This window comes from Amycolatopsis sp. NBC_00345 (assembly GCF_036116635.1).
Classification (GTDB): domain Bacteria; phylum Actinomycetota; class Actinomycetes; order Mycobacteriales; family Pseudonocardiaceae; genus Amycolatopsis.
In genome coordinates, this window is record NZ_CP107995.1 from 9,275,815 (window position 1) to 9,299,688 (window position 23,874).

Genomic DNA, 23,874 nt, shown 5'->3' on the forward strand with positions numbered 1-23,874 from the left:
CCATGCTGTGGCGGCCGCCTTTCACGCTGGACCCGGGCTCCGTGCTCGGGCCGCTCAGCCGTGGGCGCGGCTCGCTGAACTTCCAGCGCGACCGTGGCGTGTGGTGGCTGGCGGCGAACACGCCCGCCGGCCCGGGCACGCTCGCGCTGCTGCACCGCCCGGACGGCGACATCGATGCCGAGGCCTGGGGCGACGGCGCGGATTTCCTGCTCGACGGCGTCCCGTCCCTGCTCGGCGCCGACGATGACGACACGGGTTTCGTCGCGCACCACGAGGTGGTCGCCGAGGCCCGCCGCCGTTCCCCGGGCCTGCGCCTCGGCGCGACGGGCCGGGTGTGGGACTCGCTGGTTCTTGCGGTGCTGGAGCAGAAGGTGACGAGCCCGGAGGCCCTGCGCTCGTGGTCCGAGCTGTGCCGGTGGTTCGGCACGCGCGCGCCGGGCCCGGGGCCGGACCGCCTGCGCGTGCCGCCGACCCCGGTCGCGATCCGGTCCATCGTGGACTGGAACTGGCACCGCATCGGCGTGGACCTGAAACGCCGCACGGCGCTGATCAACGCCGCGCGCGTGGCACCCCGGCTGGAGGAAGCGGTGGCGCTGCGGGGCGCCGCCGGGCGGGCGCTGCTGCGGAAGGTCCCGGGCATCGGCGTCTGGACCGCGTCGGAGATCGCGCAACGCGCCTGGGGCGACCCGGACGCGGTCAGCTTCGGCGACTACAACATCTCGTCGGTGGTCGGCCACACCCTGATCGGCCGGAAGACCGACGACGCTGGCATGGCGGAACTGCTGGCGCCCTACGCGCCGCAACGCCAGCGCGCCATCCGCTACTTGGAGGCCACCGGCGCGCGCAAACCCCGCTTCGGCCCGCGCATCGAACTCCGCGACTACCGCGCGATGTGAGCCTCCGCGCTGGGTTTGGCGCTTGGTCATTGGCGGTTGACGACGGTGCTTAGCGTTTAGCGCACGGTGCTTGGCGCTTGGCGCTTGGCGAACGTCGCTTGGTGCTTGGTGCTTGGTGCTTGGTGAACGATGCTCGGCACTCGGCACTCGGCACTCGGCACTCGGCACTCGGCGCGTGGTTCGTGGTGCTTGGCGAACGGTGCTTGCAGATTGGTGCTTGGCGAACGGGCGCTTGATGCTCGGTGATTCGGTGGCTCAGCGGGGTTGCCGGCGCCTGACCCAGTGGGGTTGTTGCTGGTCGGCTCAGTGGGGCTGCTGTGGGGAGTGCGGCCCTTGGTCCGGGGGCGGGAATTGCTGGTGACCCGGCTGCGGGGCTTGCGGCTGACCGGGCTGTTGGCCCGGCAATGGGGCCTGCGGCTGGCCGGGCTGTTGGCCTGGCTGTGGGGCCTGCGACTGACCTGGCTGCTGGCCCGGCTGCGAGGCCTGTGGCTGCCCGGGCTGCTGGCCCGGCTGGAAGGCCTGCGGCTGGTTGGGCTGCTGGCCTGATTGTGCGGATTGTTGTTGGCCTGGCTGCGGGGGCTGCTGCTGGCCGGGCTGCGGTTGGCCGTATTGCTGCGACCCGGCCGGCGGTTGGCCGAACTGTTGTTGCCCGCCCTGTGGCTGAGGGAACTGCTGCTGTCCGCCGGGGGCTTGGCCGTACTGCGGTGGCTGACCGGGCTGCGCATACTGCTGCGGCTGACCGGACGGCGGCTGGCCCGGGTACTGCTGCTGCCCCGGGTATTGCTGCTGCGGGGGATAACCGGGCTGCGAACCGGGGTACTGCTGAGGAGGGAGCGGCGGCTGCGGGGTCGATTTGTTTGCCTTGACGATCCTCAGCACCACGACAATCGCCAGCGCGATCACCGCCAGGGCTGGAACGACAACAATAACGAGATGGCCCAAAGCCATGACTCCTCTTCTCACTTCCCGGAAACGAACGGGGACTGCGGTGGGGTGTTGATACTCAGGCTGCACCGTTTGCCGACTTGGTGCCTGTCGGCCCGACGGTGGCTGATCAGTTGCCTATTGCCCTGGCGGTTGCTGACCGGATGGCGGCTGGTCCGCTGTCTGCTGATCCGGGCCCGGTGCCGTCGGGTAGCCCGGCATGCCTTGTTGTTGCGGCCAGAACGGCTGCTGCGGCGGAAACGGCTGTTGCGAAGGAAAGGGCTGCTGTGGCGGAACGGGTTGTTGCGGTGGGAACCCTTGCTGTCCCGGGAACCCTTGTTGCCCCGGAGGCCCTTGCGGCGGGCTGAAGCCTTGCGGCGGTGGGAATCCCTGCGGCGGAGGAAACCCTTGTGGCGGTGGAAACCCCTGTGATGGTGGAGACCCTTGTGGCGCCGAACCAAACCCCGGCTGCCCAGTCGGGCCGCCGGGTGGTGGTGGGTATCCGGGCCCGCCCTGCCACGGCGGGCCCGGGTGGCGCCGGCGGGCGGATTTCCGCGTTGCCACCACGACCGCCGTCACGATGCCGGCCACGGCCAGCAGGAGTAGCAGGACCAGCACGTGCCCCGGCTGAATCGCGTTCACGGAATGAGCACCTCATCTCCCCGAGAGGCCCATCGTAGGGGCCTCAGCCCAGTGCCGCCTTCGCGATGGCCAAGGCTTCGGCCGGGGAGAGGCCGAGGCGGCGGGTCACGGCGGCGTACTCCTGGGCCGCTTCGCGGGCGCGGGAGCGGGTTTCGTCGCCCGTCGAGCCGACGAAACTGCCTGCGCGGCCACGGGTTTCGATCAGGCCTGCCTCTTCCAGCTCACGGTAGGCGCGGGCGACGGTGTTGGGCGCGACGCCCAGGTCGGCCGCCAGCCGGCGCACCGTGGGCAGCTTGGTGCCGACCGGCAGGGTCCGGTCGTTGATCTGAGTGGCGAGCGACGAGCGCACCTGCTCGTACGGCGGCACCGGCGAAGCGCTGTCGAAGCTGACGGTCACCGAGCCCACCTTAGCGGCGCCGCTGCTTGCGCAGCCGGATCACGATCGCCACGATCAGCGCCAGGAACGCCAGCCCGAACCCGGCCAGCACCACCCACAGGCTGACGTAACCGCCGTCGCCGGTGTGGATGTGCGGACGGGTCAGGAACAGGTCCATGCCATTCAGTCTAACCGGACGAAACGGCCGCCCTCAGCAGTTCGCCCAGATCCTCCGAGCCCGCTGGCAGAGCGTCCAACGGCCACCAGCGCAGGTCGTCCGACTCGTCGCTGCGCACGGGCTCCGCGCCGGCCGGCGCGCGCACCACGTACCGCACGTCGAAGTGCCGCGTCGGCAGGCCGAGCGAGCAGGTGACCGGGTGGACGTCCAGGTGCACCGGCCCCGCGTTGATACGCAGGCCCGTCATCCCGGATTCCTCCGTGGCCTCGCGCAGCGCGGCGCCGACCAGCGACACGTCCGACGGCTCGCAGTGCCCGCCCAGCTGCAGCCACCGCCCGACGCGCGGGTGCAGCGTCAGCAGCACCCGGGTCCCCGTCGAGTCCAGGACCACGGCCGATGCCGTCAGGTGCCCCGCTTCGCACGAACGCCGACAACTGTCGTCGCGCGACGCGAGGAAGCCGAGGAACGCCTGCCGCAACGTCTCCTGCGACCTCGACGACGGCGCCCAGGACGTCAGCGCCGCCACGGCATCGGAGTGCACAGCATCCGAAAGCACCGCAGCGCGGTGCGCAACATCCGACAGAGCAGCGTCTGACTGCACAGGATCTGACTGCACAGCATCTGATTGCACAGCGTCGGCCCGCCCGTTCACAGCTCGACCAGCCCGTCACCGGCCGGACGAGGCTCCCGCGCCGGCGGCGGACCACCGGCCGGGTGGCCGACCGCGACCGCGCCCAGCGGCTCCCATCGCTCGTCCAGGCCCAGCGTGGACCGTACGAGGTCGGCCGCGAAGATCGTCGAACCGATCCAGCACGAGCCCAGGTCCTCGGCTGCCAGCGCGACCAACAGGCCCTGCACTGCGGCGCCCGCGGCGACCGTGAACATCGTGTGCTCACAATCGTTCCGGCGCTGGTCGCGGTAGGTGTGCGCGCCCTCGGGCACCAGGAACGGGATGACCACCTCGGGCGCGTTGTACAGGATGTCGCCGCGCGAGAGTCGCTTCGCGATCTGCTCCTCGGTGAACTCGTCGTCGCCCAGGTCGCCGCGCCAGGAGTCGCGCATCGCGTCCAGCAGCTTCTTGCGCAGCCCGGCGTCGCGCAGCCAGACGAACCGCACCGGGTGCGTGTGGTGCGGCGCGGGCGCGGTCAGCGCGGACGCGACGGCGCCGCGCAGCACCTCGGGATCCACCGGCTCGTCACTGAACGAGCGCACCGACCGCCGGTGCGGCACGGCCTCGCGCCGGCCCTGCGCCAGCGCCTCGTTTGTGCCCAGCCGGAACAGGTCCTCGTCGACGGGCCGGATCAGGTTCCGCGCGGTGGAGCCGTCGTCGGTGAGCGTCAGTCCGCGCACCACGGCCACCGGCAGACTGCCGAGCTTGCCCTTCACCAGGTCCGCCGCCGCGGCCAGCTCGTCGGCCACGGCGATCTCCGTGACGGCCAGCTCGTTGCCCTGCGAGTCGATCTGCCCGGCGTACGCGTGCAGCACGCGCAGCCCGGACGAACCGATCGCCGCGTCCGTCTGCCCGACGCGCCACGCCCGGCCCATCGTGTCCGTGATGACCACGGCCACCTCGACGCCCAGCCGCTCGCGCAGACCGTTCCGCAGCGCCAGCGCGGACGCGTCCGGCTCGGCGGGCAGCAGCGCGACCTCGTCGCCCCGCACGTTCGACGCGTCGATGCCCGACGCCGCCTGCACGATGCCCAGCGGGTTCTCGGTGATCAGCGTGCGCGCCACCCGCGCGACTACCCGCACGGACTCCTGCTCGATCAGCTCGCGGCGCGCGGCGTCGCGGGCTTCGGGGTCGCTCGGCACCCGCACGAGCCTGCCCTCGATCTTCGACACGACCTTCGAGGTGACCACCACGACGTCGCCCGAGCGCAGCCACGGGGCCGCCGCGACGATCGCGCCGGTGAGGTCGTCGCCGGGCCGGAACTCCGGCAGCCCGGGCACCGGCAGGATCTCGACCTTCGCCGAGGCGTGGTCGGTGAACTCGGACCCGGTGAACTCAGTCAAGGGAAACTCCCGCAACGTCGAAGGCCGCGCGCGCCATCGCCGCGGTCGCGTCCACATCGGACATCAGCAGTGGCACCGCGCGGACGGTCACCCCTGGCACGGTCACGTCGTGGTCCTCCTCGGCGACGAGCCAGCCGTCCAGCACGCCGCCGTCCTTCCGTGCGCCGTAGTGCCGGCCCACCGCCTCGGCCGAGGTCTCGACACCGATCGCGGTCAGGCACGCGTCGGCCATGCCGCGCAGCGCCTTGCCTCCGATGATCGGGGAGACGCCCACGACTTTGGCCCGCGACTTCACCAGCGCCTCGCGCACGCCCGGCACACCCAGCGTCGTGCCCACCGACACCACCGGGTTCGACGGCGCGAACAGCACCAGGTCCGCCTCTCCGATCGCCTCCAGCACCCCCGGCCCCGGCTTCGCCTCGTCGTTGCCGACCGAGACGATCGAGTGCGCCGGCGGCCCAGCCTTGTAGCGCACCCACCACTCCTGGAAGTGCACGGCCTTCTGCTGGTCCGGCTGCTCCGGGTCGTCGATCACGACGTGGGTCTCGACCCGGTCGTCCGACATCGGCAGCAGGCGCACGCCGGGCTGCCACCGGTCGCACAGCGCCTCCGTGACGGCCGAGAGCGGATAGCCCGCGCGCAGCATCCGCGACCGGATCAGGTGCGTGGCGATGTCCTTGTCGCCCAGCCCGAACCAGGTCGGCTCGGCGCCGTACGCGGCGAGCTCCTCCTTCACCACCCAGGTCTCGCCCGAGTGGCCCCAGCCGCGCTCGGCGTCGATGCCGCCGCCGAGGGTGTACATGCAGGTGTCGAGGTCCGGGCAGATGCGCAGCCCGTGCATCCACACGTCGTCACCCGTGTTCACCAGCGCGGTCACTTCGTGGGGCGACGGCGGCTCGGCCGGGCCGATCGCGGGCATTCCCAGTGCGGTCTTCACCCCGAGCAGGAACCGGGCGCCGCCCACCCCGCCCACCAATACGACGATCTTCACGACTGCGGATCCTCGCACGCGCCGGGGCCCGGGCCCCAATACCGGTACCTGTGGTGCTCCGTACAGCCCAAGCCGGAATACAGCGCGAGTGCGCCGGCGTTGCCCACCGCCACTTGCAGGACCCACTGTGTGGCCCCGTGCCCGCGTCCCCACACGGCCAGCGTGCGCATCAGCGCCGACGCCAGCCCGCGGCGGCGGAAGTCCGGCTGCACAGCCAGCCGTGACACGTGCAGCCAGCCGTCCACCACGGCGCCGCGCACGGCCCCGGCGGTGACGCCGTCGACCTCCAGCACGCCGTAGCCCACCTTCCCGGTGGTCAGCACGTGCCGCTCGGCGTCGCTCGGCTCCCGGCCGTCCACGGTCAGCTCCCACCAGCCCGGCGTCGGCTCGTCGAGCACCTCGCCATCCGGCACCGCACTGCCTGGCACCGCACTGTCCGGCAGCGGCCCGGTGAGCACGGAGACCCGATGGCCCGCGGCGTGCTCGGTCCACTCGACCCAGCCCGCGCCGGCCACCGCGCGCTCGGCCTCGGCGTTCTCGATCACCTGGACGACCGGCGGGATCGCCTGATCGTGGGCGAAGTCACACACGGCTTTCAGCGCCTCGGAGACGCCGATCCCGGGGTCGCCGACGGCGAGTGCGCTGTTCGCGCGGCCGGTGAAGCCATCGGCCCACCGCAGCCGCCACTGCCCGAGCGGCCGCTCCACGACCGGCGGCCAAGCCCGCGCGCAGACGATCTCAAGCTTTTCGGAGGCGTTCACGGTTAGATTGTGACTGAGACTCCGGCCCGATTACCGCAGGAGAACCGATGAGCTTGGCGCGCAAGGACGACCGGCACAACGAGGACCTGGTCGAAGAGATCGCCGACGGCTTCAAGCGAACGCTGAAGGAGCCCGAGGACGAGGGGAAGCCGAAGAGCCCCGGCTTCGTCATCACGGGTGACGCCCGGTCCGCGCCGAAGCCCCGGCGCAGGGACCGCTGAACGGTCCATCTCCGGCCATACCAGGGGTATGGATAAGGGTTGCCTAATCACCACCAGGGGTGCGGGAAGCGCGTAATGTCCGCAGCGACTGGCAAAGCAGAGAAAAGCAGGAGTACGCAGTGACCTACGTGATCGCCGAGCCCTGCGTCGACGTGCTCGACAAGGCGTGTATCGACGAATGCCCCGTGGACTGCATCTACGAGGGCGACCGGATGCTGTACATCCACCCGGACGAGTGTGTCGACTGCGGTGCCTGCGAACCGGTCTGCCCGGTCGAGGCCATCTACTACGAGGACGACGTCCCCGACAACTGGTCGGACTACACCAAGGCGAACGTCGACTTCTTCAACGAGCTCGGCTCGCCCGGCGGCGCTTCGAAGGTGGGCAAGACCAGCCACGATCCCGCCTTCATCAAGGCGCTTCCCCCGCAGGGCGAATGACCGCGACGAAGCTGCCCGACTTCCCCTGGGACTCGCTCGCCGGCTTCAAGGCCCGCGCGCAGGAACACCCCGGGGGAATCGTCGATCTCTCCGTCGGCACCCCCGTGGACCCGGTTCCCGCCGGGATCCGTGACGCGCTGGCGTCGGTGTCGGACATCCCGGGCTACCCGGCCACCCACGGCACCCCCGCGCTGCGGGCCGCGGCCATCGAGGCGCTCGGCCGCCGTCACGGCATCGAGGGCGTCGAGCCCGACGCCGTGCTGCCGACGATCGGTTCGAAGGAAGCCGTGGCCTGGCTGCCGCGGCTGCTCGGCTTCGGGCCGGGCGACCTGGTCGTGATCCCGGAGCTGGCCTACCCGACGTACGAGGTCGGTGCGCTGCTCGCGGGCGCCGAGGTGGCCCGCGCCGACGGTCTCACCCAGCTCGGCCCGCGGCGTCCCGCGATGATCTGGCTGAACTCGCCGTCCAACCCCACCGGTCGTGTGCTCGGCCCCGACCACCTGCGCAAGGTGGTGGAGTGGGCGCGCGAGCGCGACGTCATCGTGGTGTCGGACGAGTGTTACCTCTCGCTCGGCTGGGAGGCCGAGCCCGTGTCGGTGCTGCACCCGTCTGTCCACGGTGGACGGCTCGACGGGCTGCTGGCCGTGCACTCACTGTCGAAGTCGGCGAACCTCGCGAGCTACCGCGCGGGCTTCGTCACCGGCGACCCGAAGCTGGTCAAGGACCTGCTGGAGGTGCGCAAGCACGCCGGCATGATCGTGCCGCGCCCGGTCCAGGAGGCCATGGTCGCCGCCCTGACCGACGACGAGGCGCTGGCCGCCCAGCGGGAGCGTTACCTCCGTCGCCGGGTAGTGCTGCGCAAAGCGTTGCAGGACAACGGTTTCGAGATCTCGCACTCCGAGGCGGGCCTGTACCTGTGGTCCACCCGCGGCGAAGACTCGCTGACCACCGTCGGCTGGCTCGCCGACCGCGGCATCCTCGTGGCGCCGGGCACCTTCTACGGCCCGACGGGCGGCAAGCACGTCCGCGTCGCCCTGACCGCCACCGACGAACGCATCGACGCGGCCGCCGAGCGACTCGCCTCCTGAACCGGGTCTGACGCTCCTCAACGGGCCTGAAAACCGGGGTCCGTTGTCCGGGGTGGGCGCCCTATGGTCTTTTTACTCCACTTGTAGTGGTCTGAATCCAGACCACTACAAGTGGAGTAAAAAAGGCATAGGGGCGCCGACAGGAGTAGGGGCCTCAGGTTTTGGGGCCGGGAGCGGCGCGTGGTGAGTCCCCGGGCTTCCGGGGCTGCGCTGGGTGTGGACGCTCTGCGGGCAGGAGGTCGTGGCCCGGTTGCTGTGGCTGGTGCGGTCGTGGTCGGTTTGTGGGGCTGCGGCGGGAGAGTCGCGGCCGGTTTTCGGGGGCCGCGGCGTTCAGCGCTCGCTGTCGCCGCGCTGCAGTGAGGCGCGTCGGGTCAGTAGCTGCAGCCGGTCCTCAGGCCGCACAAGGACGTCGACCGGCGGTCGCTGTTGCTCCTGTACGTGGAGCGTGCCGGTCAGTAATCGCGGCCGGTGAAGCCGCGGTAGATGAAACGGGTGAGCGCCTCGATGGCCTCGTCGTCGGTGGGGGCGGTCCAGCCCTCGGGTTCCGGGGCGAGCAGCCACATCTGCGCGTATCCGTCGATCAGCTGGTACATCATCGCGATGCTGACCTGGGTCGTCGCGGGCAGCCGGTGGCCGGCGGCGGTGACGTGGTCGAGGTGGTCCGCGATGTCGGCGGCCTGGGCCACGCCGAAGCTGGCGAACGTCCGCGCGAAGGCCTCGTTGACCATCGACGCCTGGCGCAGGGCCTGCATGGTGGCCGCGTTGACGCGGTAGAAGTCCCAGTACTGGCGCACGTGCCAGCGGACGGCCGTCGGATCGCTGAAGTCGGACAGGTGGCCCTCTTCGGCCGCCTGCTCGTCGCCCGACGCGGCCAGGTCGCCGAGTAGCGCTTCGAGCAGCTCTTCCTTGCCTGCGAAGTGGTTGTAGAACGAGCCCGCGGCGCGGCCGGCCTCCGTCGTGATGTCCGTGATCTTCGTGTTCAGGTAGCCCTTGCGCGCGAACACGCGCTTGGCCGCCTCCTTCAGTGCCGTCTCGGTTTCGGCGGCTTTTTCCTTGCGGCTGGTCGCCGTCATGCGGCACCTCCCTTGACAGGAACGCTAGCAGCGAGCATCCTGAATTCAGATTCACTGAATCATAGTTCACTGGAGGGGATATGGCCACCGATATGGACACCACAGTGCTGATCGCGGGGGCGGGGCCGACCGGGCTGACGCTCGCCATCGAGCTGGCGCGGCGCGACGTCGACGTCCGGTTGGTCGAGAAGGCCAACACCTACTTCGCCGGCTCGCGCGGGGACGGGCTGCAGCCGCGCACACTGGAGGTTTTCGACGACCTCGGCGTGCTGGACGCGGTGCTCGCGGCCGGTTCGCCGCAGTACCCGACGAAGGTCTACCTGGATGGCGAGTTCGTCACCGAGCGCTGGATGAGCGAGCACATCGAGCCGACGCCCGCCGTGCCGTATCCGAACATCTGGTTCCTGGGCCAGTCGCAGACCGAGGGCATTCTGCGGGCGCGGCTGGCGGAGTTCGGCGTGCGAGTGGAGCTGGGGACGGCGCTGACCGGTTTCACGCAGGACGAACTCGGCGTGACCGCGGTGCTCTCGCGCGGCGGCGTGGAGGAGACGGTGCGCGCGGCTTACCTGGTCGGGGCGGACGGTGGGAAGAGCGTCGTGCGCAAGACGCTGGGGATCGCGTTCGAGGGGAGCACGGACGAGTCGATCCGGATGCTGCTCGGCGACGTGCAGGCCGAAGGTCTGGACCGCAGGGCGGCGTACTGGTTCGCGCCCGCGGCGAATCCCATGGAAGGGGTCATTTTCACGCCGCTGGCCGGCACGCCGCACTTCCAGTTCGGCGCGCCGCTGGGTGACGGTGACCTGGAGGCCGAGGCGTCGCTGGCGGCGTTGCAGGCCCGGCTCGACTCGGTTTCCGGCGGCGGGGTCCGGCTGCACGACCTGGCGTGGTCCACGGTGTGGCGGCCGAACATCCGGCTGGCCGAGTCGTTCCGGCGGGGGCGCGTCTTCCTCGCGGGCGACGCCGCGCACGTCCACCCGCCGACCGGCGGCCAGGGGCTGAACACGGGCGTGCAGGACGCGTACAACCTGGGCTGGAAGCTCGCTGACGGCTCACCTGAGCTGCTGGACAGCTACGAGCCGGAGCGCCGGACGGTCGCCGCTCGTGTGCTCGGGGTGTCGACGGCACTGATGGACAAGTACGCCGACGGCGACGAGGAAGCCCACCGCCGCGGCCCCGAAACCCAGCAGCTGGACATCACCTACCGTGGCGGCCCGCTGTCCGCGCCCGCCACCGGCGACCTGCGCCCCGGCGACCGCGCCCCGGACGCCCCGCTCGCCGACGCGAACGGCAAGCAACTGCGACTGTTCGAGCTCTTCCGCGGCCCGCACGCGACCGAACTGGTCTTCGGCGACGGCCCGGTGGACGCCGGTTTCCCGGGGTACCGCATCCTGCCTGCCGGCGTGGCCGCGACGGGCACGGATCTGGTCGACGTGGGCGGGCACGCGTATGCCGCCTACGGAGCCACTTCCGGCCGTCGTGTGGTGGTGCGGCCGGATGGGTATGTCTGGTCGATCGCCTGAGCTTGGTCCGGCTGCTGACGTCGCGGTGGTGGCGGGGCTGGTGAGCTGGTGGGGCGGCTGGGTTGGGCGGCGGGTCTGGTGGTGCTGGGGTTGGCCGGGTTGTGGGGGATACGCGCAGGCCGGGGGCCGGGAGCGGTGTTCGGGGCGCCCGGGTAGTGCGGCAGGTCAGGTGGCGCTTGGGCGGTGGGCGCGGCGGTCTGGCAGTGCCGGGACAGTCGTGTTGTGGGGACGCGCAGGCGGAGCGTCCGGAGTGGTGCTGGGCATCGGACGTGGGGTGGGTGCGGTTCGGCAGGTCTTGCGGGCGCTGCTGGGCCGTCGTGCCGGGCTGGGCTGGCAGCTGGCGGGCGCTGTTGGGTGTCGCGCCGGGCAGGGCTGGCGGCCGGGGGTCCGGCGGGCGCTGTTGGGTCGTTGCGCCGGGCTGGGCTGACAGCTAGGGGTCCGGCGCCGGTGGGTCACCGCGCCGAGCCGGACCGGGCAGCCAGAAAGGCCGCCGCGACCATCCTTTATGGACTAACCCGGCGTAACGGCAGGCGCGGCCCGCTGGATTCGCGCCCAGACCGCGGGCCAGGCGGCGCGGGCCTCGGTGCGTTTGCGGAGTTCGTGTTCGGCTATGCGGCCCGCGACGAAGCCGAGTTCGGCGTCCGCGGTGGGCAGGAGGGCTCGGACGCGGTCGGTGGCCACGACGGCGTCCTGGTGGTCGCCGAGGACGGTTTGGAGTTTGCGGGTCGCTTTCACCAGCGCGGCGAGCTTGGCGGCCTGCTTTTTCTTCGCCGACGAGCGGGCCAGCTCGGCGTTGTAGCGGAGCTTCTTGCCGTGGATGCGCAGGGCGTGCAGGTCGTCGTCCGGTGGGTCGGCGGGGAGGGCGCGCACGGCTTTCGCCAGGCGGCGGTACGGCTTGCGCACGTCGGCGACCAGGTCGCGGTCGGCGGATGGGGTCTCGTCGATCTCGTGGTCCGGGGTGCGGGTGAGCTGGGCGACGCTCTGCAACAGAATCGCGTAGCGGGAGCTGGACAGGGCGCGGGTGAGGCGCATGCGGGCGGCGGCGCGTTCGGTGACGAAGGCGGACACCAGACGGCGGCCGGCGGGCTGGTCGCGGACCTCGAACGTCGCGATCACCTCGCGCAGGTGGCCGATCAGCACGTCGTAGTCCCGGACCTCGCCGAGTGACTGGCCCAGCCAGCCGAGTTCGGCGCGCGCCCGCTCGGCGCCCGGGCCGACCAGCGCGCCGGACGTCTTCAGCACGCTGCGCATGCGCCGCAGCGCGACGCGCATCTGGTGCAGGTCCTCGGGGTCGGCGCCGGCGCGGGTGCCCGGCTCGCGGGCGAGCAGTTCGCGCAGTTCGTGGTCGAGCTTCGCGCGGATGTGGGTCGCTGCCGGGTCACGCGGTTCGGCCTTCGCGGGTTCGTCGGGCAGGCCCAGCTCGGCGGGGGTCGTCGGCTTCGGGGCGCGGCGGCGGGCCGGCGTCGCGGGGGCTGCTTCGGCGGTCACCACCTGAATGGTAGGTGAACAAGTCGCCTGCCGGAACGACGAAGGTCACGCTCTCGCTTGGGGAATGCGGTCTGGGCCAGGTGAATGGCGGGTGAACAAAAACGACGAAGGGCGCGCTCCCCGCCCGGGGAACGCGCCCTTCAGGAGCCGGATTCAGTTCGCGTGCAGGGCCGCGTTCAGCTCGATGCCCACGCCCGTGCGGGCCACGACCTCGACGGCGCCGGTGGCCGAGTTGCGGCGGAACACCGCGCCCGAGATGCCGGAGATCTCCCGCGCCTTCACGGTCTTGCCCTCGACGACGACCTTGGTGCCCGCCGTCACGTACAGGCCGGCCTCGATGACCGAGTCGTCGCCGAGCGAGATGCCGACGCCGCCGTTCGCGCCGATCAGGCAGCGCTCGCCGATCGAGATCACCTCGGTGCCGCCGCCCGAGAGCGTGCCCATGATGGACGCGCCGCCGCCGACGTCGCTGCCGTCGCCCACGACCACGCCGGCCGAGATGCGGCCCTCGACCATCGAGGCGCCGAGCGTGCCGGCGTTGTAGTTGACGAAGCCCTCGTGCATCACGGTCGTGCCGGACGCGAGGTGGGCGCCGAGGCGTGCGCGGTCGGCGTCGGCGATGCGCACGCCGGTGGGCAGCACGTAGTCGACCATTCGCGGGAACTTGTCCACGCCGTACACGGTCACTGCGCCGCGAGAACGCAGCCGCAGCCGCGTCTGCTCGAAGCCCTCGACGGGGCACGGGCCGTGGTTGGTCCACACGACGTTGGACAGCAGTCCGAAGATGCCGTCGAGGCTCTGGCCGCGCGGCTGGACCAGCCGGTGCGACAACAGGTGCAGCCGCAGGTAGACGTCGTGGGTGTCGGCGGGGGCCGCGGCCAGGCGGTCGACCGTCACGCGCACCGCGACGACCTCGACACCACGGTCGGTGTCCGGGCCCAGCAGGGTGGCGGCGGCGTCGCCGAGCAGCTCGGCGGTCTCGGCGGCGGACAGCCGCTCGGTGCCGCTCGTGCCCGCGTCGGTCAGCTTCGGGTGCGGGTACCAGGTGTCCAGCACCGTCCCGTCGGAGGTGACGGTGGCCAGCCCGACGCCGACGGCGCCGGTCGTTTCGGGGTCAGGGGTCTGCTCGCTCACGCTGGTCACGGTAGCCGAGCGACGCGCCTCAACCCGTGGTGGCCTGCTGGTTCACGAGGTTCTTGATCGACGTCAGCACCTCGGAGATGTCCGTGAGCGCCTTCGTGCAGGCGCCGCCGGGGGTCGGCACGGTGGTGCAGCCCGCCGCGCGGAACGAGCTGACCGCCTGGTCCAGGCCGGTGGCCTCGCCGTCGAGCGGCCGGTCGACGGTCTTGCCCTGCTGCGCGCGCTGGTGCACGGTGCCCGCGGTGCCGCCGACCTCCGTGACGTATTTCTCGCAGCCCTTCGGCAGCTGGGTCTCCGGGCTGGTGTAGCAGGCGTCGGCGGACAGCGCGTCGAGCTTGATCGGCAGCGCGTCCGGGCCGGGGGTGCCGGGGTTCGGACCGGGGGTGGGGCCTGCCTCGTTGCCGCAGCCGGCGAGAGCCAAGGCCAGGATGCCGCTCAGGGCGACCAGGGAGCTTCGCGTGCGCACGTCCCTCACGTTAGCCCTCGCGCCGACTCGGTACGGTGCCGGTATGACCTCCCTCGAGCTGCGCGCCGATCCCGCCGACTTGACCGCCGCCCTCGTGGACGTGTTCAGCGTCTCCGGGCAGGAGGCCGAGCTGGCGGACGCGGTGGAGGCCGCGCTGCGCGAGCAGGCGCCGCACCTCGAGGTGATCCGCAACGGCGACGCCGTGCTCGCGCGCACGAACCTCGGCCGCGCGTCGCGGATCGTGCTCGCCGGGCACCTCGACACGGTGCCGCTGAACGACAATCTGCCGTCCCGGCGCTCGGGCACCGGTGACGAGGAGACGCTGCACGGCCTCGGCTCGGTCGACATGAAGGGCGGCGACGCCGTCTTCCTGCACCTCGCCGCGACGCTGGTGGAGCCGAAGCACGACATCACGTTCGTCTTCTACGACAACGAGGAGGTCGAGGCCGTGAAGAACGGCCTCGGGCGGATCGAGCGCGAGCTGCCGGAGTGGCTGGTGGGCGACCTGGCGATCGTCGGGGAGCCGTCGAACGGCGTGATCGAGGCCGGTTGCCAGGGCACCCTGCGCGTCGAGGTCCGCAAGAGCGGGACGCGTGCGCACACCGCGCGGGCGTGGATGGGGGAGAACGCCATCCACGCGCTTTCCGAGCCGCTGCGCCGGCTGGCCGAGTACAGCCCCCGCGTAGTCGACATCGACGGCCTGACCTACCGCGAGGGCCTGCAGGCCACGAACATCTCCGGTGGGGTGGCCGGCAACGTGGTCCCGGACGCCGCCGTGCTGACCGTCAACCACCGCTTCGCGCCCGACCGCAGCCCCGCGCAGGCTGAGGCCCACGTGCGCGAGGTGTTCGACGGGCACGATGTGTCCCTTGTGGACATGTCGCCGGGCGCGCTGCCGGGCCTGTCCGCGCCGGCCGCCGCGGAGCTGGTGACCGCCGCGGGCGGTCGCGCTGCCGCCAAGCTGGGCTGGACGGACGTCGCGCGGTTCGCGGCGCTGGGCATGCCGGCGGTCAACTTCGGTCCCGGCAATCCGACCCTGGCGCACACCCAGCAGGAGAACGTCCGGCTCGCGGAGATCCGGCAGGTCACGGACGTGCTCCGCAAGTTCCTGGGGTAACGGCGGGTTCCGCGGCGGGGAACGCGCGTGGCGGCGGGTTCCGGTGGGGCTGAGGGGTTGCGGCGGGTTTCGGTGGGCCAGGGGTAGTAGCGGGTTCCGGCGAAATCAAGGCGTGGCAACGGGTTCCGGCTAGGTGAGCGCAGTCTGCGTGCGAAGCCCCATGCCGAACGATGCCGGTTGTCGGCCGGGCTATCGATGCCCGGCCCGTAGTGGCTCGGTGCGCGTGCGGCAGACGAGCCGACCCATGAGCGGATCCTCCCGGTAGCTGCGGAAGTGCTCGGGCATAAGGGATACTACCGCGCCGTGACTCAAAACCGGCGGCTCAAAACTGTGGCTCAGAACCGCGGCTCAATCCCGGGTGCCGGCCGACAGGTCCGCAGCCGTGGCGGTCACCGCCTTCACGATTGCCTTCAACCCGTCCTGTGTCAGCCGGAAGCTGGGCACCGATACGTTCACCGCAGCCAGTGGGGTGCCGCGGAAGTCGAGCACCGGGGCCGCGACTGCGGTGAGGCCGATCTCGTGCTCCTCCGCTGCGATGACGTGGCCCGCTGCTCGCTCCTGGCGAAGCCGCTTCAGCACCGCAGCGATCGTTCGCGGGGCGTGGCGGGTGCCGGGCCACTCGCCTGGCCGGGTCGAGAGCAGGGTGGTGATTTCGTCGTCGTCCAGGCCGAACAGCAGGGCCCGCCCGCTGGAGGTGCAGTTCAGCGGTGTGGCCCGGCCGATCCACTCGCGGGCCTGGACACTGCGGCCGGCTTGTTCGCTCAGGACAGTCAGGGCCGCGTCACCCTCCCGGACGGTCAGGTACGCCGCCTCGCCCAGATCCCGGACCAGCACGCGGAGCGCCCTGGGCGCGTCCAGGCGGAGCCGGCTGTCCCCGGCCGCCCCGGCCAGCGCGTAGAGCCGCCAGCCGAGGCGGTACTCCAGTGACTTCGGATCACGCTCGGCGAAACCCTCCTCGAGCAGCACCTTCAGCGTCCGCGAGATCTGGGTCTTCTCGGCATCCAGGGCTTCGGCGACCGCTTGGACGCCCAGCGGTCCCGAACCGAGCGCCCGCAGCACGTCGAGAGCCCGGTGAACGCTGGTCAGACTGTCATTCGCCATCAGCCCAGTGTCCGGCGTCCGTGCGCGGGGCGCAACTGGCGTTGTTATCCACGCACGGACCGGCCTAGCGTGGGCGTCATGTGCGGAATAGTGGCGTGGTACACCCCGTCCTCCGAAGCAGTCACCTCCGACGTACTGGCCACCGGCCCGGCCATGCTTGCCCGGCTGGCCCATCGCGGCCCCGACGACACCGGCCAGGCCCGCGTCGGTGAGCGGGCCTGGCTTGGGCACAACCGGTTGTCGATCGTCGGCCCCGCCAACGGGCGGCAACCTCTCGGCGAAACCGGGCCGTGGTCGATGGTCTGCAACGGCGAGATCTACAACGACGCCGAACTGCGCGAAAGCCTGCCCGGCCATCGCTTCACCACGGCCTCGGACAACGAGTCGGCCCTCGCGTTGCTGGCCGGCCAGGGGCCTCGGGCGCTCGACCGGCTGGAGGGGATGTGGGCGCTGTGCGCGGCGACTCCGGACGGGCGGTTCGTCGCGGCCCGCGACCGCCTCGGCATCAAGCCTCTCTACTGGGCGCGGGCCGATGGCTTGTACTACTTCGCGTCCGAGATGCGCGCGTTCCCGCTCGCGGTCCAGCGCGCGGTGGAGATGTTCCCGCCCGGCTGCTGGTGGACGCCGGATGACGGCCTGGTCCGGTTCGCCGACGCCGTCACCGCCGCTCCCGTTCAGGACGGCCTCACCGCGGCGGAGCTGGAGAGCCGGACGCGCGGCGTGCTCGTCGACTCGGTTCGCCGGCATCTGATGGCCGACGTCGAGGTCGGGGTTTTCCTCTCCGGTGGGCTCGATTCCAGCATCGTCGCCGCCGTCGCCGCGGCTGAGTACGCGCGCGAAGGCAGGCGGTTGAAGACGTTCGCCGTCGGGGTCGACGGCTCGCCCGACCTGCGCGCGGCCCGTGAGGTCGCCGGATTTCTCGGTACGGACCACCACGAAACGGTCTTCGACGCGGCGCAGGCCGTGGCTGCGCTCGACGACGTGATCGCCTCCGTCGAGTCGTTCGACGCCGGCCTCATCCGCAGCGCGGTGCCGAACTGGTTCCTCGCCGAGCTGGCCTCACACCACGTCAAGGCGGTGCTGACCGGCGAGGGCGCCGACGAACTCTTCGCCGGGTACGGCTACTACCACGATCGTCACCACGACCCGGCGACGCTGCACTGCGAGCTGCAGCGCACCATCGAGTTGCTCCACGGCCTCAACCTCCAGCGTTGCGACCGCGTCACGATGGCGCACGGGCTCGAGGCGCGGGTGCCCTTCCTCGACTCCCGGGTGGTCGACCACGCGATGTCCTTGCCGGACGCGGTGAAGTCACTTGACGCCGACGGGCTCGAAAAGGGCCACCTCCGCCGGGCGTTCACGGGCTGGCTCCCCGACCGGTTGCTCTGGCGGCCCAAACTGGAGTTCGGCACCGGCAGTGGCGCCGCCGACCTGCTGACCCCGTACTGGAACCAGCACATCGGTGACGCCGAACTGGCCGAGCGGCGCGACGACCCGGTCACCGAGTTGCGGTCCAAAGAGGAACTCGCCTACTACCGCGCGTTCCGCCGGGCACTGCCCGAGGTCCGGCCGGCTGCGGTGCTGACCCGCTTCGCCGTCGCCTGAGCCGCACGGTCCTTCACAGCCTGGTACTTCGACTCGACTCCACCCGCGCCCTGGTCCTCGTGCTGCGTGGCGACCAGGGCTCCGGGACGTCGGCACCGACGTCCCGGAGCGGGGGAGTCAGCGGCCTTCGAGGGACTTGACGTTGTTGCCGAAGGTCCAGCCTTTGGAGCCGTCCCAGTTGAGGGACCAGGTCATCAGGCCCTTGACGCCGGAGACCGAGCCGTAGGCCTGCGAGACGAGGCCCGGGTCCATGTAGCCGCCGCCCGCGCCGGGCTGGGCGGGCAGGCCGGGGACCTGCTTGTCGTACGGGACCTTGACCGTCGTGCCCTGCACGGTGAGGCCGTTGTTGAGGCACTGGGTCTGCTTGGTGAAGCCTGTGACGGTGCCGGCCTCGTAGCTGTCGCCGGAGCAGCCGTACATGCTGCCGTTGTAGTACTGCATGTTCAGCCACCACAGGCGGCCGTTGTCGGCGTACTTCTTGATGATCGGCAGGTAGGAGCCCCAGATCGAGCCGTAGGTGATGCTGCCGCCGGTGACGTACGCGGTTTCCGGCGCCATCGTGAGGCCGAAGTTCGACGGCATCTGCGCCAGCACGCCGTCGATGATCCGGATCAGGTTCGACTGCGAGGCGGACAGGGTGTTGATGTCGCCGCTGCCGGTGAGGCCGGTCTCGATGTCGATGTCGATCCCGTCGAAGTTGTACTGCTTGAGGATCGGCACGATGGTGCTGACGAACTTGTCGGCCACCGTTGACGAGCTCAGGTCGATGCCCGCCGTCGCGCCGCCGATGGACATCAGGATCGTGGAGCCGGCGTCCTTCGCGGCGCACATCTCGGCCGGGGTCGCGACCTTCACGCCGGTGTCCATGCCGTCCTGCCACAGCACGGTGCCGTCGGACTGGATCACCGGGAACGCGGCGTTGAGCACGTTGTAGCCGTGGCCCGCGATGTCCGGGTTGGTGATCGGGGTCCAGCCGAGGCCGGGGTGCACGCCGTTCGCGGCGCCGTCCCAGTTCTCCCAGTAGCCCTGCAGGACCTTGCCCGATGGCCGCGACTTCACGGCACAGGTGTCGCCCTGCGCGGACGCCCCGGCGGGCGCGGCCCACGCGATCGGGACGGCGAGCAGCGCCGCCAGCGCGGCGCCGAAGACACGTGACTTCCGACCGAACATACCGGCTCCCGTCTCGAGAACTGCCCTCCGCTGTGCTGGTGGATACCAAACCGACCGGAAGTAAGCAGCTGGTGCGGGTACGTCGCCTTTGCCGGTCGGCTTACTTCCGCTCTTTTTGGTATGACACGGCGTTCCCGAGAACGGTAGGCGCCCCGCTCGGCGGTTGACTACCTACGAACGGGTGGTCTAGACAACTTGGCGGGGTGGCGACTCCACGTCACCACCCCGCCAAGTTCGCTCGCCTCAGGCGGCCGGGCGGCTCACGTTGTCGCGAGCTTCCAGACCGCGTAGCCGATCGCGTCGCTGTTGCGCTCCAGCGGCGCGTCCGGGATGTTCGAAACGGTGTCGCACGAGCGGTGGTAGCAGTTGTCGAACGCGGCGCCCGCCGTGCCGCCCCACTTCCGCTGCTGGGCGGTGGTCTTCACGTCACCCGCGCCGGTGGCCAGGCCGCCGACCGGGATGCCCGCGCTCTTGAACGACGCGTGGTCCGAGCGGCCGTCACCCTCGCTGTCGCCCTCGGTCTGGATGCCGATGGACGTGAAGTACTCGTCGAACACCGCCTTCACCGAGGCCACGTCGTCGTAGACGAAGTAGCCCCAGTTCTTCGAGCCGATCATGTCGAAGTTCAAGTAGGTCTTGATCTTCGTGCGGTCGGCCGAGGACAGGCTGCTGACGTAGAACCGCGAACCGCGCATGCCCGACTCCTCGTCGGCCCACCACGCGAAGCGCACGCGCTTGGCCATCGCCGGGTCGGTGCGCGCCAGCGTCAGCGCGACTTCGAGGATTGACGCGCTGCCGGAGCCGTTGTCGTTGATGCCCGGCCCGGCGCTCACGCTGTCGAGGTGCGCGCCCAGCATGAGCACCTGGTTCGCGTCGCCCTTCGGCCACTCCGCGATCAGGTTCTGCGTGCGGCCCGCGCAGCTCGTGCAGGTCTGCCGCGTGACGGTGTAGCCGGCGGCCTGCAGCTTCTGCTCCACATAGGACACTGATGCCGCGTAACCACCGCTGGCGGAGCGGTTCCCGCCGTTCTGCTGGGCGATGGTCTGCAGCTGGTTCAGGTGCCCCTTGATGTTCGCGAGCGAGATGTCCGGGGCGACGGCGGCGGGCCGGACGGCAGTCGGCCGGGCGGCGGACTGAGCGACGGCGGGCGTCATCACGCCCAGCGCCAATGTCAACCCGGTCAGGCCCGCCACGGCCTTGCTCTTCCATTCCATGGGGTTTCCCTTTCCGGTCAGTTGGCGGGGCGTCCGGCGGCGACGGTGCAGCTGGTCGGCTCACCGCTGGCGGCGGACACGCTGACCGCGTTCCACGCGGCCTTCACGGTGTTGAACTCCGTGCAGCTGTTCGGGTACAGCGCCAGCGCGGCCTGGAGCGTCGCCTTGCGGGCGGCCTTGTGGTTCCACGACGAGGTCTTCTTCAGCAGGCCGTTGTAGAAGATCTTGCCGGCCTTCTGGATGCCGAGGCCGGTCACGGCGCTGTTGTTGCAGGTCGGGCTGGCGGGCTTGCCGGCGCCGGCGGAACCCTCGGCGAGCAGGTAGAACCAGTGGTTCTGCGGGCCCGCGGCGGCGTGCACCTCGGTGCTCGGGATCGACGAGGAGTAGCAGTTCGGGTCGCCGACCAGCGAGGGGTTGTACATGTACCGGATCGGGCCCTGGCCGACCAGGTTCACGCCCTCGCCGACCTGGTAGTCCGGGGTGTCCTTGGCGTTGTTCGCGTACGCCTCGGTGAGCGCGCCGAAGATGTCGCCGGTGGACTCGTTCATCCCGCCGTTCTCGTTGCCGCCGCCGGCGCCGCCCGGGGTGGTCTGGAAGACGCCGTGGCCGAACTCGTGCCCGACGACGTCCATCGACGTGGCCTGGCGCTTGTTGTCCTGCGAGTGGCCGAAGTGGGTGGACGAGCCGTTCCAGTAGGCGTTCACGTCGTTGAGGCCGACCGACGCGGGGTAGCCGCCGCCGGAGCCGTTGATGCCGTTGCGGCCCAGCCAGTCGCGCAGCATGTTCCATTCGGTCTGGACGCTGAACAGGGTGTCGACGCAGGCCGTCTCGAGGTCGGTACCGCTGGCGTTGCCCCAGGCGTTGTCGGTGCCGGTGTACACCGAGCCGCCCTCGCGGCCGCAGCTGAGGCCGCTGCGGCCCGGGTCGCGCATCGAGAACGAGCTGCCGGAGCCGGTCGTGTCGATGCTGACCTTGCCCACGTAGTAGCTGTTGCCGGTGCCGGCGAGCGCGCTGTCCTGCGTCTGCGCGTTCCCGATGGTTTCGGGGGCGTCGGCCTTCACGTCGTCGCGCTGGTCGAGGACGGCGCCGGTGGCCGCGTCGACGAACACGTGCAGATTGCTGGGCGCCTTCGCGGTACGCCCCGCGACGACGACCTCGTACGCCAGCTTCGGTGCCGAGCCCGCCAGCACGACCAGGTCCGGCTTGCCGACACTGTCCACAGTGGGCAGTTGGGCGCGGGCGATGGAGGCGGCGCGGGCGGCGTCGAAGGTCGCGGTGGTCGCGAGGCCGATCGGCGCGGTCTCGGCGGCCGCGGTGTCGCGGACGCGGCCGGCGCCGTCGGCGACGACCACCGCGTCACCGCCCACGACCTTCAGGCCGCGGTAGGTGCGCTCGTAGGAGCTGTAGAACAGCCCGGCGTCGCCCGGGGTGGTGCCGAGGCGGCGGAACGCCTCGTCCGCGCCCTTGCGCAGCTGGTCGAGGCCGGCCGCGGCGGCCTGGTCGGAGGCGGTGGCCGCGAGGGCCAGTGGGTCGGCGGCGGGTTGGGCCGGGGCCGCGACGGCCGGGGTCACCGGCAGTGCGAGCAGGGAGAGCGCCAAACCGGCGGCGGTGGCCACTGCGGCGGTGCGCACTTTTCTGACGGTCATTCGGGGTCCTCTCGGGTGCCTGACCGCGTCCGGACGCACCGGCGGTGGGGACAGTGCTGGTCTTCGAGACTGCCGGGCACGGGTTCACGGTGAGCGGAACGGGGCTGTTGTTGCCTTCGAGCTGGGGAGACTCTGTTCAGATCCGCGGACACCGTGAGTAAACGAGCGGTCACCGGGTCGGTCAATGCGCCGAATGGCCCAGCGAAGTATTACTTCGGCATTAATCAACCGGAAAAAACCCTTGAACATCAGGGCTTTTGCGCCGCGCGGTGGTGCGTCAAGACTTTCGTAGGGATTTGTCCGGTACACCCCGTTCGTAGGGGTGTGCCGGTGATCCACGCCGGGGGCGTCATCCAGGGGTCACCGGCGCCGTGGCACAGGGGCGATGCTGGGGTTCTGCCAGGTTGGCCGGGCCGTAGGCTGGGATGGGTGAGCGAACAGTCTGAGTTTCCCGACGGCCAGTACCCGGAGCGCCCGGTGGAGCGCCACAAGGGCCCGGTGGTGCTGCGGCGCGACCGTCGTGACCAGGGCAGCACCACTGATCAGCGGCTGCTGGACGCGCGCGGGCCGAGCGACTGGGTGCACACGGACCCGTGGCGGGTGCTGCGCATCCAGGCCGAGTTCGTGGAGGGCTTCGGCGCGCTGGCGGAGGTGCCGCGCGCGGTGACCGTGTTCGGGTCCGCGCGGACCAAGCGGGACCACCCCGAGTACGAGCTGGGCCGCAAGATCGGCGGGGCGCTGGCCGCGGCCGGCTTCGCGGTGATGACCGGCGGCGGGCCGGGCGCGATGGAGGCGGTGAACCGCGGCGCGGCCGAGGCCGGCGGGTTCTCGGTCGGCCTCGGCATCGAGCTGCCGTTCGAGCAGGGCCTGAACCCGTGGGTCGACCTCGGGGTGAACTTCCGCTACTTCTTCGCGCGGAAGACGATGTTCATCAAGTACTCGCAGGCGTTCATCTGCCTGCCGGGCGGCTTCGGCACGCTGGACGAGCTGTTCGAGGCGCTGACGCTGGTCCAGACCAAGAAGGTGACCAAGTTCCCGGTCGTGCTGTTCGGCACCGAGTACTGGGGCGGGCTGTACGACTGGATCGAGAAGTCCGTGCTGGGCGGCGGGAAGATCGGGGAGAAGGACCTCAGCCTGCTGCACCTGACCGACGACATCGACGACGCCGTGCAGGTGGTGCAGGACTCGTACCAGGCCTGGGAGGATTCGCACTGATGCGGGTTTGTGTGTTCTGCGGCTCTTCGATGGGCCTTTCGCCGGTGTACGCGGAGGCGGCGTCCGCGCTGGGCAAGCTGCTGGCGCAGCGCGGGATCGGGCTGGTGTACGGCGGCGCGAGCGTCGGCACCATGGGCGCGGTGGCCGACGCCGCGCTCGCCGCGGGCGGCGAGGTGATCGGGGTGATCCCGGAGGCGCTGTCCCGGGTGGAGATCGCGCACGCCGGGCTGACCGAGCTGCACGTCGTCGCCGACATGCACCAGCGCAAGGCGAAGATGGCCGCGCTGTCCGACGCGTTCCTCGCGCTGCCGGGCGGGGCGGGCACGCTGGAGGAGCTGTTCGAGGTCTGGACCTGGGCGCAGCTGGGCCTGCACGGTAAGCCGATCGGGCTGGTCGACGTCGCCGGGTACTACGCGCCGCTGATGTCGTTCGCCGAGCACATGGTGACCGAGGGCTTCCTCGGCGCCGACTACCGCGACCTCCTCACGATCGACGCCGACGCCGCGAAGCTGCTGGACCGCTTCGGGATGGGCGCCTGACCTCGTCGCGCGGCTTTGCCTTGCCGTGTCGGGAGAACCGTCTCGCTGAC

At 71.0% G+C, this 23,874-nt stretch carries 24 protein-coding genes and 1 pseudogene; 11 read left to right on the forward strand and 14 right to left on the reverse strand.

Features of this window, described 5'->3' with window-relative positions:
- Positions 1-2: 2 nt before the first annotated feature.
- The 3 genes from OG943_RS42340 (at position 3) to OG943_RS42350 (ending at position 2,252) form a co-directional block, all read left to right on the forward strand.
- On the forward strand, positions 3-896 hold the full coding sequence (locus OG943_RS42340; RefSeq protein WP_328606496.1) for a DNA-3-methyladenine glycosylase family protein: 894 nt from the start codon (positions 3-5) through the stop codon (positions 894-896).
- A gap of 282 nt (positions 897-1,178) precedes the next feature.
- Complete coding sequence (locus OG943_RS42345) at positions 1,179-1,442, forward strand: hypothetical protein (protein ID WP_328606497.1); 264 nt, start codon at positions 1,179-1,181, stop codon at positions 1,440-1,442.
- A 15-nt stretch (positions 1,443-1,457) separates the two neighbouring features.
- Positions 1,458-2,252 carry a hypothetical protein gene (locus OG943_RS42350; RefSeq protein WP_328606498.1) on the forward strand — a complete coding sequence of 265 codons (795 nt, stop codon included), beginning with the start codon at positions 1,458-1,460 and terminating at the stop codon, positions 2,250-2,252.
- A 253-nt stretch (positions 2,253-2,505) separates the two neighbouring features.
- Here the strand turns inward: OG943_RS42350 and OG943_RS42355 are convergent, their stop codons facing one another.
- The 6 genes from OG943_RS42355 to OG943_RS42380 form a co-directional block, all read right to left on the reverse strand.
- On the reverse strand, positions 2,506-2,859 hold the full coding sequence (locus OG943_RS42355; protein WP_328606499.1) for a GntR family transcriptional regulator: 354 nt from the start codon (positions 2,857-2,859) through the stop codon (positions 2,506-2,508).
- A 10-nt stretch (positions 2,860-2,869) separates the two neighbouring features.
- A complete protein-coding gene (locus OG943_RS42360) occupies positions 2,870-3,016 on the reverse strand; it encodes a hypothetical protein (RefSeq protein WP_328606500.1) in 147 nt (48 codons plus the stop codon).
- A 10-nt stretch (positions 3,017-3,026) separates the two neighbouring features.
- Positions 3,027-3,542: an NUDIX hydrolase gene (locus tag OG943_RS42365; protein ID WP_328606501.1), complete on the reverse strand. Its 516-nt coding sequence runs from the start codon at positions 3,540-3,542 to the stop codon at positions 3,027-3,029.
- A 122-nt stretch (positions 3,543-3,664) separates the two neighbouring features.
- Positions 3,665-5,086 (reverse strand): coenzyme F420-0:L-glutamate ligase, encoded by a 1,422-nt coding sequence (locus OG943_RS42370; RefSeq protein WP_328606502.1) that lies wholly within the window; start codon positions 5,084-5,086, stop codon positions 3,665-3,667.
- Positions 5,022-6,020, reverse strand: a complete 999-nt coding sequence (cofD, locus tag OG943_RS42375) for a 2-phospho-L-lactate transferase (RefSeq protein ID WP_328606503.1) — start codon at positions 6,018-6,020, stop codon at positions 5,022-5,024. Before cofD ends, OG943_RS42370 begins: the two co-directional genes overlap by 65 nt.
- Entirely contained in the window at positions 6,017-6,781 is a 765-nt protein-coding gene (locus OG943_RS42380; RefSeq protein WP_328606504.1) for a GNAT family N-acetyltransferase, read from the reverse strand. Before OG943_RS42380 ends, cofD begins: the two co-directional genes overlap by 4 nt.
- Positions 6,782-6,828: 47 nt before the next feature.
- Here OG943_RS42380 and OG943_RS42385 point away from each other — a divergent pair, with 47 nt between their 5' ends.
- The 3 genes from OG943_RS42385 to dapC all read left to right on the forward strand — a co-directional run bounded on the left by OG943_RS42385 (position 6,829) and on the right by dapC (position 8,530).
- The gene (locus OG943_RS42385; protein WP_091626301.1) at positions 6,829-7,002 is read left to right on the forward strand and encodes a hypothetical protein; all 174 of its coding nucleotides are present in this window, start codon (positions 6,829-6,831) and stop codon (positions 7,000-7,002) included.
- A gap of 119 nt (positions 7,003-7,121) precedes the next feature.
- A complete protein-coding gene (gene fdxA, locus OG943_RS42390; protein ID WP_328606505.1) occupies positions 7,122-7,442 on the forward strand; it encodes a ferredoxin in 321 nt (106 codons plus the stop codon).
- Positions 7,439-8,530: a succinyldiaminopimelate transaminase gene (dapC, locus tag OG943_RS42395; RefSeq protein ID WP_328606506.1), complete on the forward strand. Its 1,092-nt coding sequence runs from the start codon at positions 7,439-7,441 to the stop codon at positions 8,528-8,530. Before fdxA ends, dapC begins: the two co-directional genes overlap by 4 nt.
- Positions 8,531-8,982: 452 nt before the next feature.
- Here the strand turns inward: dapC and OG943_RS42400 are convergent, their stop codons facing one another.
- Positions 8,983-9,603, reverse strand: a complete 621-nt coding sequence (locus OG943_RS42400) for a TetR/AcrR family transcriptional regulator (RefSeq protein ID WP_328606507.1) — start codon at positions 9,601-9,603, stop codon at positions 8,983-8,985.
- A gap of 92 nt (positions 9,604-9,695) precedes the next feature.
- Here OG943_RS42400 and OG943_RS42405 point away from each other — a divergent pair, with 92 nt between their 5' ends.
- Positions 9,696-11,123 (forward strand): FAD-dependent monooxygenase, encoded by a 1,428-nt coding sequence (locus OG943_RS42405; RefSeq protein ID WP_328612316.1) that lies wholly within the window; start codon positions 9,696-9,698, stop codon positions 11,121-11,123.
- A 510-nt stretch (positions 11,124-11,633) separates the two neighbouring features.
- Here OG943_RS42405 and OG943_RS42410 read toward each other — a convergent pair.
- The 3 genes from OG943_RS42410 to OG943_RS42420 form a co-directional block, all read right to left on the reverse strand.
- A complete protein-coding gene (locus tag OG943_RS42410; protein WP_328606508.1) occupies positions 11,634-12,611 on the reverse strand; it encodes a CHAD domain-containing protein in 978 nt (325 codons plus the stop codon).
- A gap of 153 nt (positions 12,612-12,764) precedes the next feature.
- Positions 12,765-13,745, reverse strand: coding sequence for a 2,3,4,5-tetrahydropyridine-2,6-dicarboxylate N-succinyltransferase (gene dapD, locus OG943_RS42415; protein ID WP_328606509.1), 981 nt, complete (start codon positions 13,743-13,745; stop codon positions 12,765-12,767).
- A gap of 28 nt (positions 13,746-13,773) precedes the next feature.
- Positions 13,774-14,217: a hypothetical protein gene (locus tag OG943_RS42420; RefSeq protein WP_328606510.1), complete on the reverse strand. Its 444-nt coding sequence runs from the start codon at positions 14,215-14,217 to the stop codon at positions 13,774-13,776.
- Between the two features lie 43 nt (positions 14,218-14,260).
- Here OG943_RS42420 and dapE point away from each other — a divergent pair, with 43 nt between their 5' ends.
- Positions 14,261-15,334: a succinyl-diaminopimelate desuccinylase gene (gene dapE, locus OG943_RS42425; RefSeq protein ID WP_328606511.1), complete on the forward strand. Its 1,074-nt coding sequence runs from the start codon at positions 14,261-14,263 to the stop codon at positions 15,332-15,334.
- 348 nt (positions 15,335-15,682) lie between these two features.
- On the opposite strand, the gene OG943_RS42430 is transcribed toward dapE, so the two are convergent.
- The gene (locus tag OG943_RS42430) at positions 15,683-16,435 is read right to left on the reverse strand and encodes an IclR family transcriptional regulator (protein WP_328606512.1); all 753 of its coding nucleotides are present in this window, start codon (positions 16,433-16,435) and stop codon (positions 15,683-15,685) included.
- A gap of 78 nt (positions 16,436-16,513) precedes the next feature.
- On the opposite strand from OG943_RS42430, the gene asnB reads away from it, so the two are divergent.
- Positions 16,514-18,040 (forward strand): asparagine synthase (glutamine-hydrolyzing), encoded by a 1,527-nt coding sequence (asnB, locus tag OG943_RS42435; RefSeq protein ID WP_328606513.1) that lies wholly within the window; start codon positions 16,514-16,516, stop codon positions 18,038-18,040.
- 117 nt (positions 18,041-18,157) lie between these two features.
- Here asnB and OG943_RS42440 read toward each other — a convergent pair whose 3' ends face one another.
- The 3 genes and pseudogenes from OG943_RS42440 to OG943_RS42450 all read right to left on the reverse strand — a co-directional run.
- A complete protein-coding gene (locus OG943_RS42440; protein ID WP_328606514.1) occupies positions 18,158-19,210 on the reverse strand; it encodes a chitinase in 1,053 nt (350 codons plus the stop codon).
- Between the two features lie 260 nt (positions 19,211-19,470).
- A complete protein-coding gene (locus tag OG943_RS42445; RefSeq protein WP_328606515.1) occupies positions 19,471-20,424 on the reverse strand; it encodes a M28 family metallopeptidase in 954 nt (317 codons plus the stop codon).
- Positions 20,425-20,468: 44 nt separating this feature from the next.
- Positions 20,469-22,070: pseudogene (locus tag OG943_RS42450) on the reverse strand (M4 family metallopeptidase); the annotation flags it as partial.
- A 429-nt stretch (positions 22,071-22,499) separates the two neighbouring features.
- On the opposite strand from OG943_RS42450, the gene OG943_RS42455 reads away from it, so the two are divergent.
- The gene (locus tag OG943_RS42455) at positions 22,500-23,285 is read left to right on the forward strand and encodes a TIGR00730 family Rossman fold protein (protein ID WP_328606516.1); all 786 of its coding nucleotides are present in this window, start codon (positions 22,500-22,502) and stop codon (positions 23,283-23,285) included.
- Entirely contained in the window at positions 23,285-23,824 is a 540-nt protein-coding gene (locus tag OG943_RS42460; protein WP_328606517.1) for a TIGR00730 family Rossman fold protein, read from the forward strand. The genes OG943_RS42455 and OG943_RS42460 overlap by 1 nt, the downstream gene beginning before the upstream one ends.
- Positions 23,825-23,874: the final 50 nt, after the last annotated feature.

Excerpts from the sequence above, each read along its gene's own strand:
- OG943_RS42405 (WP_328612316.1), top strand. The coding sequence starts at position 9,696 with ATGGACACCACAGTGCTGATCGCGGGGGCGGGGCCGACCGGGCTGACG.
- OG943_RS42385 (WP_091626301.1), top strand. The coding sequence starts at position 6,829 with ATGAGCTTGGCGCGCAAGGACGACCGGCACAACGAGGACCTGGTCGAA.
- OG943_RS42440 (WP_328606514.1), bottom strand. The coding sequence starts at position 19,210 with ATGTTCGGTCGGAAGTCACGTGTCTTCGGCGCCGCGCTGGCGGCGCTG.
- OG943_RS42430 (WP_328606512.1), bottom strand. The coding sequence starts at position 16,435 with ATGGCGAATGACAGTCTGACCAGCGTTCACCGGGCTCTCGACGTGCTG.
- OG943_RS42400 (WP_328606507.1), bottom strand. The coding sequence starts at position 9,603 with ATGACGGCGACCAGCCGCAAGGAAAAAGCCGCCGAAACCGAGACGGCA.
- OG943_RS42445 (WP_328606515.1), bottom strand. The coding sequence starts at position 20,424 with ATGGAATGGAAGAGCAAGGCCGTGGCGGGCCTGACCGGGTTGACATTG.
- dapC (WP_328606506.1), top strand. The coding sequence starts at position 7,439 with ATGACCGCGACGAAGCTGCCCGACTTCCCCTGGGACTCGCTCGCCGGC.
- asnB (WP_328606513.1), top strand. The coding sequence starts at position 16,514 with ATGTGCGGAATAGTGGCGTGGTACACCCCGTCCTCCGAAGCAGTCACC.
- OG943_RS42340 (WP_328606496.1), top strand. The coding sequence starts at position 3 with ATGCTGTGGCGGCCGCCTTTCACGCTGGACCCGGGCTCCGTGCTCGGG.
- OG943_RS42460 (WP_328606517.1), top strand. The coding sequence starts at position 23,285 with ATGCGGGTTTGTGTGTTCTGCGGCTCTTCGATGGGCCTTTCGCCGGTG.
- OG943_RS42370 (WP_328606502.1), bottom strand. The coding sequence starts at position 5,086 with ATGTGGACGCGACCGCGGCGATGGCGCGCGCGGCCTTCGACGTTGCGG.
- dapE (WP_328606511.1), top strand. The coding sequence starts at position 14,261 with ATGACCTCCCTCGAGCTGCGCGCCGATCCCGCCGACTTGACCGCCGCC.
- OG943_RS42360 (WP_328606500.1), bottom strand. The coding sequence starts at position 3,016 with ATGGACCTGTTCCTGACCCGTCCGCACATCCACACCGGCGACGGCGGT.